Genomic DNA, 14,065 nt, shown 5'->3' on the forward strand with positions numbered 1-14,065 from the left:
ATCGACACGGGGTTCACGAGTCCGGGGAGATCATTTCGGAGTGTGTCATGACTTTCCCGCATCGCGTCGATGCCCAGCCGATCTCGATTCCCCGGTTGCCGGAGCACACCGCACAGTGGCGGGAGCAGCTGCTGGCACAGCGAAACGAGTTGCGCGGCGGCCCTTTCCGGGACGCGATCGTGGCGGTCTGCGCCCTGATCACCGCGGCGGACGGCGGTATCGATCCCGAACATCGCGCGCGGGTGGCGCACCTGCTCGGCGCGGATCCCGCGCTCCAGCATTTTCCGGCCGATGAGCTGCGAAATCTCTTCGAGGACAACTGCTCCCGCATGAGTATGGATCCGGCGTTCGGCCGCGCCAGCGTACTGGCGCAGATCGCCGAATGCACCGCCGATCCGGAACAGGCGCGCGCCGTGGTCCGGTTGGGCATCATGATCGCCGCCGCCGATCGCGGGCTCGATGCCCACGAGGTTGCCGCTGTCCGGGAGGCTTGTCAGGTACTGCACCTGGAAACACTCGAATTCGGGGTGTAAAGACTGCTGGATACGCCTTTACATCGCTCGGTAAATATCGCACCCTTGGTGAGTTTGGATTCCGAGCGAGGAGTGCACGCTGCATGGCGATCCAAGGTTTTCTGAATATTTTCTTCGATACCGTTCACCCCAATAGGGGCTGGCGGTACTGCATGATGTGCGAGGGCAAGGGCGATTACGGCCTGGTCAACGACTCGGTGCAGTGGTGCTCGGTATGCGGCGGAACCGGCTGGCTAGCCGACGCGCCGCAATACCGCCGCTGAACCCGCAGCGAAATTCCCAGTTAAATTCCGGAATTTCGGACTTTTCGGGAAAAGCGGAATTACATATCCAAACCCAGGTCCAAAACTCGGACCGAGTGGGTCAATGCGCCGACCGATAGATAATCGACACCGGTGCCCGCGTATTCCGCCGCGACATCCAGGGACAACCCGCCCGAGGATTCCAGCTTGGTCCCCGGCGAGCGGTTGTTGCGGCGTTGTACCGCGGCCTGGGTAGCCCAGAGCGGGAAGTTGTCCAGCAGCACCAGCTGGACGTCTTCGTCGAGGATGGCATCGAGCTGGTCGAGGCTGTCCACCTCGATCTCGCACTCGATGTCCGGGTTCACCTCGCGCACCGCGCGCAATGCCGCGACCACCGAACCGGCCGCCACCACGTGATTGTCCTTGATGAGCGCGGCATCGCCCAGGCCCATGCGGTGATTCACGCCGCCACCGGTGCGCACCGCGTACTTCTGCAAGGCTCGCAAACCGGGCAAAGTCTTGCGGCTGTCCCGGATTCGGCAGTCGGTGCCCGCGACCGCATCCACCCACGCGGAGGTCGCCGTGGCGATTCCGGACAGATGGCACACCAGATTCAGCATGGTGCGCTCGGCGGTGAGCAGGCCGCGCGTCGGCGCGACCACGCTCAGCACAGCGTCACCGGGCCGCACCCGGGTGCCGTCGGCGACGCGGGCGGTGACCTCGTACTCGCCCGCGCCGATCACCTCGTCCAGCACCAGCAGCCCGACATCGAGTCCGGCGATGGTGCCGGGCTGACGCGAGGCCATGGTCGCCTTGGCCACCGCGTCGGCGGGAACCGTTGCGGCCGTGGTGATATCGGGGCCGTAGCGCAGGTCCTCCTCCAGAGCCCGGCGAATGAGCGCGATCACCTCATCGCGATCCAGTCCGGCGTCGAGAGTCATTGCGGCACTCCTTCTTCAGTGCGTGAAGCGTCGTGATGCCAGGTCGGCACCATTTCCGAGCCATCGGTGAGCAACTGGGGGCGGCCGTCGGAGCCGAGTCGCACCGCGGTACTGCGGTGCAGTTCCTCGCGCGGTTCCGGATAGTCCGAACGGGTATGGCAGCCACGGCTTTCGGTGCGCGCCGAGGCGGTCAGCAGAAACGCTCGCGCGGTCAGGGTGAGCGCGGAGTCCTCCAGATCGCGAATCACCGCGGCCGGATCATCGGCGCGCACGTCATCGCTCTCATCGGCTTCGCCGCCGGTGATCAGCCCGACCAGGCGCAGCACCGCACCGCGCAGGCCGTCACCGTCGCGGACGACCCCGGCGTGCTCGGTCATCAACTCCTGCAATAGTTTGCGATCCGCACGCGGGAGCGCGGCCACCCCGGCGAACCGCTGTTCGGCGGGAATGAACTCGGCCCGGCCGAGTCGTTCCGCCGCCGCGACGCCGACGCGCCCACCGACCACCAAACCTTCGAGCAGGCTGTTGGAGGCCAGGCGATTCGCGCCGTGCAGTCCGGTGCGCGCGACCTCACCGGCCGCGTACAACCCGGGAACCGCTGTGCGCCCGTGGGTATCGGTCACCACCCCACCGCACTGGTAGTGCGCGGCCGGTGCGACCGGAATGAGATCGACGCGCGGATCGATCCCGGCCGCGGCACAGGACGCGGTGATGGTCGGGAACCGCTCCGGGAATCCCTCGATGGCGCGCGCGTCGAGGAAGACGTGATCGGTGCCGAGTTCGCGCATACGCGCGGCGATGGCCCGCGACACCACATCGCGCGGTGCGAGATCACCGCGCGGATGCACCCCGGCGGTCACCGAATTCCCTTGGGAATCCACCAGAATCGCGCCTTCGCCGCGCACCGCCTCGCTGATCAGCGGCCGCCGCCCCACCCCGCCCGGGGTGAACAGCACGGTGGGATGGAATTGCAGGAACTCCAGATCCGCCACCACCGCACCGGCGCGCAGGGCCAGCGCGATACCGTCCGCGGTCGCTCCGGGCGGATTGGTGCTGCACGCGTAGAGCTGCCCCAATCCGCCGGTGGCCAGCAGTACGGCGGGTGCGTGCACGATGCCGAAACCCTTGTCCGACACCGCGATCACACCGCGCACGCCATCGGGTCCGGTCACGATCTCGACCACGGCGGCCCCGAACAGCACCGGCAGTCCGGCCGCGTTCAGCGCCCGCTGCACCTCGGCCCCGGTGGCGTCACCACCGGCGTGAATGATGCGACGCGTGCTGTGCCCGCCTTCGCGGGTGCGCGCGACCTCGCCATCGCGGCCGTGATCGAAAACGGCTCCGAGGTCGGTGAGCGCGGCGACCGCCTCGACGCCGCCCTCCACGATCGAGCGCACCGCCTCGGGATCGCACAGTCCGGCCCCGGCCACCACGGTGTCGTGTACATGCGAGGCGACCGAATCCCCGTGCGGCGCGACCACGGCGATACCGCCCTGAGCGTACTGCGTGGAGGTGTCGGTGGCCCCGCCCTTGCTGAGCGTGAGGACGCGCAGTCCGCGCAGTGAGGCGGTGCGCGCCGCGGTCAAACCCGCGACGCCACCACCCACCACGATCAGATCCGCTTCGGCCTCCCACGTGAGGGAAATACTCACGGCTTCACCCTTTCCGGCGAACGACCGAGCCCGTGCTATTCCCCGCCGCCCGGATTGCCGATCTCGATCATGCGCTGCACCGAATTCCGCGCCAGCGCAGCGGTTTCCAGGTCCACGTGCACCTCGTCGCGGTTCTCCACCAGGCAGCGCAGCAGCGCGGCCGGGGTGATCATCTTCATGTACTGGCAGGACGCGCGATCGTTGACCGGCTGGAAGTCGATGCCGGGTGCGGCCTTTCGCAGCTGATGCAGCATGCCGACCTCGGTGGCCACCAGCACCTGATTCGACTTGGCCGCCTTGGCGGCGTCGATCATGCCGCCGGTGGACAGGATGTGCACCCGGTCGGCCGGGAACTCGCCCGCGCCCGCCAGGTAGAGAGCCGAAGTGGCGCAACCGCATTCGGGATGCACGAACAGTTCCGCGTCCGGGTGGCTCTTGGCCTGCGCGTTGAGCTCATCGCCGTTGATGCCGGCGTGCACATGGCATTCGCCCATCCAGATGTGCATGTTCTCGCGGCCGGTGATGCGCTTGACGTGCGCGCCCAGGAACTGGTCCGGCAGGAAGAGCACCTCGCGGTCCGGGTCGATGGAGGCGACCACGTCCACGGCATTGGAGGAGGTGCAGCAGATATCGGTGAGCGCCTTCACCGCGGCCGTGGTGTTCACGTACGAGACCACTACGGCGTCGGGGTGCTCGGCCTTCCACTCGCGCAGATCATCGGCGGTGATGGAGTCCGCGAGCGAACATCCGGCCCGCTGATCCGGGATCAGCACGGTCTTGGTCGGGCTGAGGATCTTGGCGGTCTCGGCCATGAAGTGCACACCGCAGAACACGATGGTGTCCTCGGGCGCCTCGGCGGCGATCCGGGAGAGCGCGAGCGAATCGCCCACATGATCGGCGATGTCCTGGATCTCGGGCAGCTGATAGTTGTGCGCCAGGATCGTCGCATTGCGCTCGCGCGCCAGCCGCTTGATCTCCGACGCCCACTCGGGGGTGGCGTTGACGCCGGTGAATCCCGCGGGCCCATCCACAATGCGCTCGGTGAGCGCCAACGTCGCACCTAGTGCAGCCATCTCCTGGCTCCTTCTCTCATGCGCCCGGCCACATCGCCGATTCGCATACAACCGGTTTTCGACTTAGGATCGAAAACGTGCCCCATCGTAGCACCATCCACGAAACGCTCACCGCGGTGTTCCAGGTTCGTCGCTTCCCGGACACCAACACCGCAGGTGAGAGCAATTCCACCCCAGTCGGAGACCGTTGCCCGCCCGGACAGCACACCGAACTCGCGGTACTGCTGTGGGAACGCGCCCTGGACCCGGCGATCGGCACCTGGTCAACCCCCGGCGGACGGCTACGCGATGGCGAGGATCTGAACACCTCGGCCGCGCGCCAGCTCGCCGAGAAAGTGGATGTGCGCGAATTGACGCACCTGGAACAGCTTTCGGTCTTCAGCGATCCGGATCGGGTGCCCGGCGATCGCCGCATCGCCTCGGCCTATCTCGGCCTGGTCCCGCTGACCGCGGATCCGCAGCTACCCCCGGACACCCGCTGGCATCCGGTATCGAACCTGCCGGATATGTCCTTCGACCACGGCATCGTGGTGGAGCACGCCCGCACCCGGCTGGCCGCGAAACTCTCCTACACCAATATCGCCTTCGCCCTCGCCCCCGAACGCTTCACCATGTCGACGCTGCGCGAGATCTATTGCGCCGCACTCGGTTATGACGTCGACACCACGAATCTGCAACGGGTGCTGACCCGCCGCGGCGTCATCACCCCCACCGGTGCGACCGCCTCCCCCGGCCGGGCGGGCGGCCGCCCGGCGGCGCTCTACCGTTTCGCCGACTCCGAAATCCGGGTCACCGACGAATTCGCGGCCTTCCGCCCACCGAGCTAATTCATAGCGTTATCGGCCGAATGGGCGAGCGCGTCGTACACCCACCGATGCGCTCGCCCGACGGTGATGCGCGGTCCCAGCAGCCGTTCGGTCAGCGCCCAGTACCGATCGATGCGCCGATCGGTATCGGGCCCATCGATCAGCAGCCGCGCGCGGAAACGCGGGGAATCCCGCTCACCGCGCGCGGTGGCGTGCGCTCCGACGAATCTGTCCAGCTCACGGCCGCCGCGCGGTGCCACCCCGCTCGAAACCAGCGGCACCACATCGGTCATCACCGCACCCACCGCGGCATACAGCTCCGGCCCATCGCGGACGGTTTCCGGACGCGTCCGCCAGAGTTGTTGTCGCACAGCGCCGTGCAGTCCGGAGTCGGTGATCAGCGCGGCCAGCTCGGCATAGGCGACGATTTCGTCCACGGTCGGATCGGCGGGCGGCTCCGGGACATTCCAGCCGATGAAGATATCGACCTCGGCCCGGGGTATCGGCGCGAGCACACCGCGCCAGAACCGCACCAGACCCTCATATACCGCATCGGCATCCGAGACCGCGGCCAGCAATGTGAGCCGCTCATCGCGCCGCGCGGCACCACCCGTGCCGAGCGCACGCAATGCCGCCCGCCGCCAGGCCAAGGTCCTGAATTCGCGGTCCAGCAGCGCGGTTTCGGCGGCGACGGCTTCGTCGATCGACCATTTCCCCTGCAGCACATCGGCAATCGCGCCCAACCCGAGACCGAGCGCACGCAACCGCCGCACCAGCAGCAGTCGTTCGACGGCGGTATCGGCTTCGAATATCCGATGTCCGCCCGCACTGCGCCGCGACTCCAGAATGCCCGCATCGCAATAGAACCGGATCGTGCGCACCGCGAGCCCGGTACGACGAGCCAACTCTCCGATGCTCACCGGCGCATCATCTCGTATGTCGTCCGTCACAGGCTGTTGACCCTCCACCCCACTGGAGGTCTCAGCGTACCGACACACACAACGAGAAGGGTGTGCAGTGGCAACCACGCGGGAACAGATCGTCGGCGGAATCGCGGAAATCGTGGAGGTGACCGGTATCGAGGCGGCGGAGGTGAACCGAGCTCGAAAAAACTACGAACACTAGTAAATTGGGCGGGCGTCACCGGTCCGGGCGATTCATCGGATCGGGGGCGAACCGATCGAGGGAGAACGATGAAGGGCCTGGGCGCGCTCGAGAGCCGGGTGATGGCCGTGCTGTGGGACGGTCCGGACGCGTTGTCGGTGCACGAGCTGGTCGATCAGCTCACGGACGCGGACCGGACCCCGGCGTACACCACGGTCCTGACGGTGGTGACGCATCTCTGGGAGAAGGGCTGGGTCCGGCGGGAGAAGATCGGCCGTTCCTATCGATACCGGCCCAGCCGTTCCCGCGCGGAGGCGACCACCGATCTGCTCCGGGAAATCCTGGACGCCAGTCCCGATGCTCCCGCGGTGCTGCTGCATCTGGCGCGCACCGCGAGCGCACACGAGGTGGAAGCGTTGCGGCAGGGGCTCTCCGGAGATGAGCGTCAGCCGTGATCCTGATGACGGCACTGCTGGCGGCGGGTATCGCACTGGCCGTCGCCGCACCCGCGGCACTGTCCCGCATCGATTTCACCGCCGCACCGGTGGTCGGGATCGGCGCGTGGCTGGGCGCGATCGCCGCCACCATCGGATGCGGGGTGCTGACGATCATCGCGCTGGCGTGGCCGGGTGATCCGCCGGGCGAATTCCTGGCGGGCACCGTGCTCGAGTGCCTGGGTGCGGTCGAGCCGGTGATCGTCACCTGGACCGCGGGGCTGATCCTGCCGGCGGCCGCGATCGGCATCACCGTCCCGGCCGGACAGCTGGCGCGGATCGCGATCGGGCACCGAGGGCGCGGGGCCGCGCTGCGCCGACGGCACAATGAAGTGGTCCGGGTATTGGGCCGCGCCGATCCCGCGCGCGCGAAACTGGTGTGGCTCGATCATCCAATTCCCTTGGCCTACAGCGTGGCCGGGCGGGACGGCTATGTCGTGGTCACCGATGGCCTGGCACGCTGTCTGACCGAGGCGCAGTGGCGGGCGGTGCTCGCCCATGAGACCGCTCACCTGCGCGGATTCCATCATCACATCATCGGCACATGCCAGGTCCTGGCGCGTGCGTTCCCCTGGATACCGTTGTTCGCCGCGGCCCCGGCGGCGTTGACCACCCTGGTCGAACTCGCCGCCGATCACACGGCCTCCTGCTCCACCGATCCGCACAGCCTCTACAGCGCATTGCATACGGTCGCCGCGCACTCGGCCGCGACACCCACCGCACGGCTGGGATTGATCGACGAGGCCTTGGCGGTGCGCCTGGAATGCCTTGCGGCGGCGCCGGAATCCCGTTCCGCGTCGCGACGCACCGCGACGGCATTGCTTTTCGCGACGATGTTGCTGGGTCCGGCCGCCGCGACGCTCGCGGTCGGGCTGAGTGCGGCGCTGGCCTGCCTGGCCATGGTCTGAATTCCGCCACGAAAAACTATGTTCCATAGTATTTTGCGTGAGGGCACGGTCGCCCTAAATGTGAAACGGAACTAGTTCAGAGTGAGAAGCCCTGCGCTTCAACATCTCCCACTCAGGAGAAGCACGTGTGAAGTACCTATCAGCCCTTACCGCCACCCTGATCGCCACGGGATTGGCCGGACCCGGCGCCGGACCCGCCGCCGCCGACCCAACGCCCGATCCGGGCCAAACCCGCTATTCGCTGGTCAACGGTTGCTATCGGATCGACACCCCCGGCGGCCCACTGGTTCCGGCGGCGGGCCCGTATCGAATGCACGCGACAGCGCTCGGCGAATACCTGCTCTACGGACGAACCCGCGAGGTGCTGGACGCCTCGGCCGGGTCGATCCATCCCGCGAAGAACCCGTCCGCCAATGCGGTCTGGACCGTGAACGGCTCCGGCGCAAGCGGATTCACCCTCGCCAATGGCGCGACCAAGACCGCCACGCCCGCCACGTTCATCCCGGACACCGGCTGCGCGGACTTCCCGGAGGCCCAGGTCGGCGCGACCGGCACGCCCGGACCGAGCGTCGGCGCGGATGGTTCGATCGTGGGCACCATCGACGCGCACGTCCACATCTCCGCCTATGAATTCATGGGCGGAGACTTCCACTGCGGCCGTCCCTGGCATCCCTACGGTGTCACGTACGCCCTGCCGGATTGTGCGGCGTACCGCACCGGAACCAATGGCCTGATCGCCAATTTCCTCGACTACGGCGAACCCGCCCACGCATCGGACACCGCCGGTTGGCCCGGTTTCCGGGACTGGCCCAAGCCGTCCATGGTCACCACCGAAGGCACCTACTGGACCGGTATCGAGCGAGCGTGGAAGGCGGGCCTGCGCGTCATGACGGTCGACCTGGTCGACAACGAGTCCCTGTGCGCCATGCTGACCGATCGCCGAAACCCTTGTGACGACATGGCTTCGGTGCGCACCCAGGCCGCGGGCATGCGTGCGCTCCAGGACTACATCGACGCCCAGGCCGGTGGTCCCGGACAGGGCTTCTTCCGAATCGTCACCGAACCCGCCGAAGCCCGGCGGGTCGCCGCATCGGGAAAGCTCGCGGTGATTCTCGGTATGGAGTTGTCCGACCCCATGGGCTGCGGTGTATTCCTGGGCCGCCCCAAATGCGGTACCGCCGATATCGACCGCTGGCTGGTCGAACTCCGTGCTCTCGGTGTCAGCAGCTTCTTCCCGATTCACAAATTCGACGATGCCTTCGGTGGCACCAAGATGGACCACGACCTCACCGGTCTACTGGTCAACGCGGGCAACTTCGTACAGACCGGCACCTTCTGGAATGTGCAGCCCTGCACCGGATCCGGCCGCGACAGCACCCAGCCGTCGGTGCCGATCGCGGGCGATATCAATCAGTTCCTCGGTAATCTCACCGGCCCGCTGCTCGGCGGTGTACCGCTGCCGCTCTACCCGGCGGGCACCCATTGCAACGCACGCGGGCTGACCGATCTGGGCAGATACCTGATCAACAAGATGATCGATCAGGGATTCCTGATCGAAGTCGACCATATGAGTGAGGCCACGGCCGAGGACGTCATGTCGATCATCGAACAGCGGCGCTACCCCGGCGTGCTGTCCTCACACGGCTGGGACTCCGAGCGCACCACCCAACGCGTCTATGCCGCAGGGGGTTTCGCGACCCCGTACGCGGGCGCGCCCAAGGAATTCGTCGACTCGTGGCGAAAGGCCCGAGCCCTGCACGGCCCCGGCGGCGATTTCGGCTACGGTTTCGGCTCGGATATGAACGGTCTGGCGGGCCAGGGCGCACCGGTCGGACCCGGCGTCGTGCGCTACCCGTTCACCTCCTACGACGGCACGGTGACCTTCGATCGGGAACGCTGGGGCGACCGCACTTTCGACATCGGCGCCGACGGCACCGCGACCTACGGCACGTACGCCGACTGGCTCGAGGCGGTGCGCGTTCTGGGCGGTCCGGAGATCATGACCGACGTGTTCCACGGCGCGGAAGTCTATCTGCGCCTGTGGGATCGGGTCAGGAACCGCTAGCCCGCAGAATCAGCAGTGCGGCCGCACCAGCGGCAACCGTTCGATATAGAACCGGATCGTCCGCACGGCAATCCCGGTGGCGCACGCCAACTCTCCGATGCTGACGAGTCCGCCGTCCCGTGTGTCATCAGTCACAACCGCTTGAACCTCCACCCCACTGGAGCTCCTAGCGTAATCGCATGGCTATCACGCAAGCGGAAATCGTCGCCGGTATCGCGGAAATCATCGAGGAGGTGACCGGCATCGAGGCGTCCGAGGTGACCATCGAGAAATCCTTCTCGGAGGATCTCGAGATCGATTCGCTGTCCCTGGTGGAGATCGCGGTGCAGCTCGAGGACAAGTACGAGGTCAAGATTCCCGATGAGGATCTGGCGAGCCTGCGCACCCTGGGCGATGCGGTCGACTATGTGCAGCGGATGGAATCGAAAATGCGGGAGAGCCAAGCGAATTGAGGTAACTCGGGCGCTCAGTGCGCGCGCTGCGCGGCCAGCCCGTCGCGCAGCAGATCGAAGGCCACGTTCGTCGCGTGCACCGCCGCCGGATTGCGGTGGTCGGCGGACTCGCCGGCGACGAGGTGATCGTGATTCATGGCGGCCAGTTCGGTATGGATCACGGCCACCTGGGCCGCGACCAGGCGTGCGGTGAGCGGATCGAAACCGTTCTCGCGCAAGGCTTCCGCGAGGGTGTCCACCGCACGGGACAGATAGCTCGTCAGCCTGGCCGCCAAAGACTCCGTACCCCTGACCAATTGGAGAAAAGCCATGATCTCCGGGGTGTCGTTCAATCCGGTGTTCGGATCGCGACGGCTCAGCGCCTCCAATCGCGCCTCCCGCAGGGTATCCAGCGGAGGATGGCCGGGCCGGGCCCGGATCTGCCTGGCCGCCTCGTCCTCGTGATCGGCGAACCGCTGCAGGACAAGGTCTTCCTTGGTCGGAAAGTACGCGAAGAGCGTGCGTCGGGACACCTCCGCCGCCTGCGCGATCTCGGTGATGGACACCCGGTCGAATCCCGATTCGAGGAACATGCGGATCGCCGTGGCCGCGATCGTCTCGCGCAGGCGCAGTTTCTCCTGCGATGGCGGGCACAGCGCGGTGCGCAAACTTCTCGGCGTCCCTTTTCCCGGCATTCCGGGGCGCATGTCATCGGTGGTCGCGGACCTCACCCTGGCGTCCCGGTCCGAGACCGTCCCGCGCGTGTCCGAACATTTCAGTCGATATCCCAAGTCCGCCAACGGATTCTTCACCGTCTTACATCCGATCGACGGCGAGCGGTACCGGTTGATCTTCGGCAGGTTCGCCGCCGAGCGCCCGGATCGCGAGCTGCCCATCACGACCGAGGAGGTCCAGGAGGCACTGACTGCGGTGTACGGACCCGAGACGACCCTGGGCGAATTACTTGCCGCATCCCGATTCAGCGATGCCACCCGGCAGGTCGAGAACTATCGCGAGGGCCGGGTGCTCTTCGCCGGGGGCGCGGCACACATTCACCTGCCGATCGGCGGCCAGGGCGTGAACCTCGGCATTCAGGACGCGATCAACCTCGGCTGGAAACTCGCTGCGGCAGTGCGGGGTTGGGCACCGGAGGGGCTGCTCGACAGCTATCACACCGAACGCCACCCGGTCGCCGCGCGCGTACTGCGCACCACCCGCGCGCAGAGCATGATCATGAATCCGAGCCGGGACGCGGATCTGGCCACGGTCCGCGACCTCTTCACCGATCTGCTGCGGCTGCCGGATACCAATTACTTCGTCTCGGGCATGATGTCGGGCCTGGACATCGACTATCCGGGGGTCGGTCCACGCATGCTCGATGTCGATCTGACCACCGCCGACGGACCGACCCGAATGGTTCGGCTGAGCCGATCACCACGCGCGATCGCGATGCTTCGAGGTGCGCTTGTACCTGCGCCCACTCGGAATCGGTTGTGCGGCATTGGATTGCCGGATGGCATGGCGCTGCCGCCAGGCGGTGAGGTCCGGTCGTTCCGCCGGGGCCTCGGTAGCCTGCGGCGCACGATCGGCGTGCGGTGCGGCTGTCATGGCCGATCCCCCTGCGATGTCGTGAGTTCGACATCAGGGTAGGGGGATTCGGCCGGTCACTCCAGCGAATTTCAGCGGTTGCGGTCGGCTTCGGAAGGATCGAAGGGCACGACCGGATCGCGGGGTCCGTAACTCGGTCCGCCATTGCCGCCCGGACCACCGTACGGGCCGTAACTGATGGCGGAACCGTACTGGGCGGGAGCGAAGACCGCCGGATCCCGCGGTTTGCCGCCGAACGGCAGGAACTGCCCGCTGCCGAGGTCATCGGAAGTGCTCAGCGCCGTGAGGATGAGCACGACCAGCACCGCGATCAGGGGTTGCATGAGCAGTGCGGGCCAGCCCTCGACGGTCGGGGCGAATTCGACGATGGTGTGCACCACCGGATGCGCGGGCCGGGTGTGGCGCTGCTCGGCGACGGCCTCACCCACCCAGCGCATGAGCGAGGAGCCCAGTGCCGAACCGGCCAGCAGGCCCAGCAGCATGACCGGGCCGCGAGCGCGCCGCCAGCGCCAGGCGGCGGCGGTGCTCAACACGGCGACGACGACACCGAAGAGCACGAATATGGCGACCGCGTCGAAACGGTGCGTGCTCTCCCCCGTCAGGGCCGCGCCCCGGTCCGGATCGACCACCAGGAGTTGTTCGGCGGGTGCGAGGAAACCCCACAGCACCCCGCCGAGCGCGCTCACCGCGGCGATGGCCGCGAACACCACCGCTGCCGCGCGCGCCTCGCGCATCAGGGTCTCGATACGCATCGACGGCTGCTCGGCAGCGGTGAATGTGGTTGCCACTAGCGGTTTTCCAGGGTGCTGGAATCGAGTACGCCGTGCCGGGAGCATTTGGCCCACCAGCCGTCCGGACTCACCTGCACGATCATGCGGCGGCCGCACGATTCACAGAACCGCGGCGGTTCCAGGCCCATGGCGGCGGCGGTCGGCACCGGATCGTCCAGACCCGGCACCACTCGCTTGCCCGTGAACGGGTTGTAGCGCTCCTCTATATCCACGACCACCTCAGTGCACCTCAGCCTCAGTGAAGTTCCGGTACCGCTCACGGTACCGGTTTCCCATAACCCGTTTATCTCAGAGGGTTTCGTTGAGCGCCTTGATCGGCATGGAGAGCTCGCCGAGCAGATCGATATCGGCTTCGGCGGGTCGGCCCAGCGTGGTCAGGTAGTTGCCGACGATGACGGCGTTGATGCCGCCCAGGATGCCCTGCTTGGCGCCGAGGTCGCCGAGGGTGATCTCGCGACCGCCCGCGAACCGCAGGATGGTGCGCGGCAGTGCGAGGCGGAACGCGGCGACGGCGCGCAGCGCGTCGGCGGCGGGCAGCACCTCGAGGTCACCGAAGGGGGTGCCCGGACGCGGGTTGAGGAAGTTCAGCGGCACCTCGTCGGGCTGCAATTCGGCCAGCTGCGAAGCGAATTCGGCACGCTGCTCCAGGGTTTCGCCCATACCGAGGATGCCGCCGGAGCACACCTCCATACCGGCCTCGCGCACCATGCGCAGGGTGTCGTAGCGCTCCTCGTAGGAGTGCGTGGTGACCACGTTCGGGAAGTGCGATTTGGCGGTCTCGAGGTTGTGGTTGTAGCGGTGCACGCCCATGGCGGCGAGCTGATCGACCTGCTCCTGATTCAGCATGCCGAGCGAGCAGGCGACCTGGATGTCGACCTCGTTGCGGATGGCCTCGACGCCCGCGGCGACCTGCGCCATGAGGCGGGCGTCCGGGCCGCGCACCGCCGCCACGATGCAGAATTCGGTCGCGCCGGTCTTGGCGGTCTGCTTGGCGGCCTCGACCAGGCTGGGGATATCGAGCCAGGCGGCGCGCACGGGCGACTGGAAAAGCCCGGACTGCGAACAGAAGTGGCAGTCCTCGGGGCAGCCGCCGGTCTTGAGCGAGATGATGCCCTCGACCTCGACCTCGGGACCGCACCACTTCATGCGCACCTCGTGCGCGAGGGCGAGGGTTTCCTCGAGCCGGTCGTCACCGAGCCGCAGCACCTGCACGGTCTGCTCCTGGGTGAGACCGATGCCGCGCTCGAGCACCTGCTCGCGGGCGATGGTCAGAATGTCCTCACCTGCCGTGCTGTCGGCTTCGGTGCGGACGGCTGCCTGGGTCATGCGCGCGAATCCCTTCGTCCGGCCGGGTGCGGCCGAGCAACTTGAACGGTGTTCAGGGTAGGCTAGCAGTCCGGAGAGTGAGCCGGAACAC

The 14,065-nt window shown here is 67.1% G+C and carries 17 protein-coding genes; 8 read left to right on the forward strand and 9 right to left on the reverse strand.

The features are described from left to right. Positions 1 to 47 precede the first annotated feature (47 nt). Positions 48 to 533, forward strand: coding sequence for a TerB family tellurite resistance protein (locus tag AB0L82_RS29860; protein WP_364643391.1), 486 nt, complete (start codon positions 48 to 50; stop codon positions 531 to 533). A gap of 83 nt (positions 534 to 616) precedes the next feature. Next, the gene (locus tag AB0L82_RS29865; RefSeq protein WP_364643394.1) at positions 617 to 796 is read left to right on the forward strand and encodes a hypothetical protein; all 180 of its coding nucleotides are present in this window, start codon (positions 617 to 619) and stop codon (positions 794 to 796) included. Positions 797 to 855: 59 nt separating this feature from the next. Here AB0L82_RS29865 and nadC read toward each other — a convergent pair whose 3' ends face one another. From nadC to nadA, 3 genes are read right to left on the reverse strand one after another with little or no spacing between them, the layout of a single operon-like run. Next, positions 856 to 1,716 carry a carboxylating nicotinate-nucleotide diphosphorylase gene (nadC, locus tag AB0L82_RS29870; RefSeq protein ID WP_364643397.1) on the reverse strand — a complete coding sequence of 287 codons (861 nt, stop codon included), beginning with the start codon at positions 1,714 to 1,716 and terminating at the stop codon, positions 856 to 858. Further along, entirely contained in the window at positions 1,713 to 3,368 is a 1,656-nt protein-coding gene (locus tag AB0L82_RS29875; protein WP_364643400.1) for an L-aspartate oxidase, read from the reverse strand. Before AB0L82_RS29875 ends, nadC begins: the two co-directional genes overlap by 4 nt. A gap of 35 nt (positions 3,369 to 3,403) precedes the next feature. Next, on the reverse strand, positions 3,404 to 4,441 hold the full coding sequence (gene nadA / locus AB0L82_RS29880) for a quinolinate synthase NadA (RefSeq protein ID WP_364643403.1): 1,038 nt from the start codon (positions 4,439 to 4,441) through the stop codon (positions 3,404 to 3,406). 77 nt (positions 4,442 to 4,518) lie between these two features. Here nadA and AB0L82_RS29885 point away from each other — a divergent pair, with 77 nt between their 5' ends. Beyond that, the gene (locus tag AB0L82_RS29885) at positions 4,519 to 5,268 is read left to right on the forward strand and encodes an NUDIX domain-containing protein (protein WP_364643405.1); all 750 of its coding nucleotides are present in this window, start codon (positions 4,519 to 4,521) and stop codon (positions 5,266 to 5,268) included. Here AB0L82_RS29885 and AB0L82_RS29890 read toward each other — a convergent pair. Continuing rightward, on the reverse strand, positions 5,265 to 6,167 hold the full coding sequence (locus tag AB0L82_RS29890) for a MerR family transcriptional regulator (protein WP_364643408.1): 903 nt from the start codon (positions 6,165 to 6,167) through the stop codon (positions 5,265 to 5,267). The two genes, AB0L82_RS29885 and AB0L82_RS29890, sit on opposite strands and share 4 nt — an antisense overlap. Positions 6,168 to 6,440: 273 nt before the next feature. Between AB0L82_RS29890 and AB0L82_RS29895 the strand changes: the two genes are divergently transcribed. The 3 genes from AB0L82_RS29895 (at position 6,441) to AB0L82_RS29905 (ending at position 9,818) form a co-directional block, all read left to right on the forward strand. Next, on the forward strand, positions 6,441 to 6,806 hold the full coding sequence (locus tag AB0L82_RS29895) for a BlaI/MecI/CopY family transcriptional regulator (protein ID WP_364643411.1): 366 nt from the start codon (positions 6,441 to 6,443) through the stop codon (positions 6,804 to 6,806). A gap of 5 nt (positions 6,807 to 6,811) precedes the next feature. Beyond that, a complete protein-coding gene (locus AB0L82_RS29900) occupies positions 6,812 to 7,753 on the forward strand; it encodes a M56 family metallopeptidase (RefSeq protein ID WP_364644192.1) in 942 nt (313 codons plus the stop codon). Between the two features lie 127 nt (positions 7,754 to 7,880). Next, on the forward strand, positions 7,881 to 9,818 hold the full coding sequence (locus tag AB0L82_RS29905; protein WP_364643414.1) for a peptidase: 1,938 nt from the start codon (positions 7,881 to 7,883) through the stop codon (positions 9,816 to 9,818). A gap of 9 nt (positions 9,819 to 9,827) precedes the next feature. Here AB0L82_RS29905 and AB0L82_RS29910 read toward each other — a convergent pair whose 3' ends face one another. Then, a complete protein-coding gene (locus AB0L82_RS29910; protein ID WP_364643417.1) occupies positions 9,828 to 9,953 on the reverse strand; it encodes a MerR family transcriptional regulator in 126 nt (41 codons plus the stop codon). A 44-nt stretch (positions 9,954 to 9,997) separates the two neighbouring features. On the opposite strand from AB0L82_RS29910, the gene acpM reads away from it, so the two are divergent. After that, complete coding sequence (acpM, locus tag AB0L82_RS29915; RefSeq protein ID WP_364643420.1) at positions 9,998 to 10,270, forward strand: meromycolate extension acyl carrier protein AcpM; 273 nt, start codon at positions 9,998 to 10,000, stop codon at positions 10,268 to 10,270. A 14-nt stretch (positions 10,271 to 10,284) separates the two neighbouring features. On the opposite strand, the gene AB0L82_RS29920 is transcribed toward acpM, so the two are convergent. Beyond that, on the reverse strand, positions 10,285 to 10,842 hold the full coding sequence (locus tag AB0L82_RS29920; RefSeq protein WP_364643423.1) for a TetR family transcriptional regulator: 558 nt from the start codon (positions 10,840 to 10,842) through the stop codon (positions 10,285 to 10,287). On the opposite strand from AB0L82_RS29920, the gene AB0L82_RS29925 reads away from it, so the two are divergent. Beyond that, on the forward strand, positions 10,841 to 11,899 hold the full coding sequence (locus AB0L82_RS29925; protein ID WP_364643426.1) for an FAD-dependent monooxygenase: 1,059 nt from the start codon (positions 10,841 to 10,843) through the stop codon (positions 11,897 to 11,899). The two genes, AB0L82_RS29920 and AB0L82_RS29925, sit on opposite strands and share 2 nt — an antisense overlap. A 29-nt stretch (positions 11,900 to 11,928) precedes the next feature. Here the strand turns inward: AB0L82_RS29925 and AB0L82_RS29930 are convergent, their stop codons facing one another. The 3 genes from AB0L82_RS29930 to bioB form a co-directional block, all read right to left on the reverse strand. Further along, on the reverse strand, positions 11,929 to 12,609 hold the full coding sequence (locus AB0L82_RS29930) for a DUF2567 domain-containing protein (RefSeq protein WP_364643429.1): 681 nt from the start codon (positions 12,607 to 12,609) through the stop codon (positions 11,929 to 11,931). Positions 12,610 to 12,644: 35 nt separating this feature from the next. Continuing rightward, positions 12,645 to 12,860: a hypothetical protein gene (locus AB0L82_RS29935; protein WP_364644195.1), complete on the reverse strand. Its 216-nt coding sequence runs from the start codon at positions 12,858 to 12,860 to the stop codon at positions 12,645 to 12,647. A gap of 76 nt (positions 12,861 to 12,936) precedes the next feature. After that, positions 12,937 to 13,974, reverse strand: a complete 1,038-nt coding sequence (gene bioB / locus AB0L82_RS29940; RefSeq protein ID WP_364643431.1) for a biotin synthase BioB — start codon at positions 13,972 to 13,974, stop codon at positions 12,937 to 12,939. Between the last annotated feature and the right edge of the window lie 91 nt (positions 13,975 to 14,065).

This window comes from Nocardia sp. NPDC052001 (assembly GCF_040680615.1).
In the GTDB taxonomy this organism is placed as follows: Bacteria; Actinomycetota; Actinomycetes; order Mycobacteriales; family Mycobacteriaceae; genus Nocardia.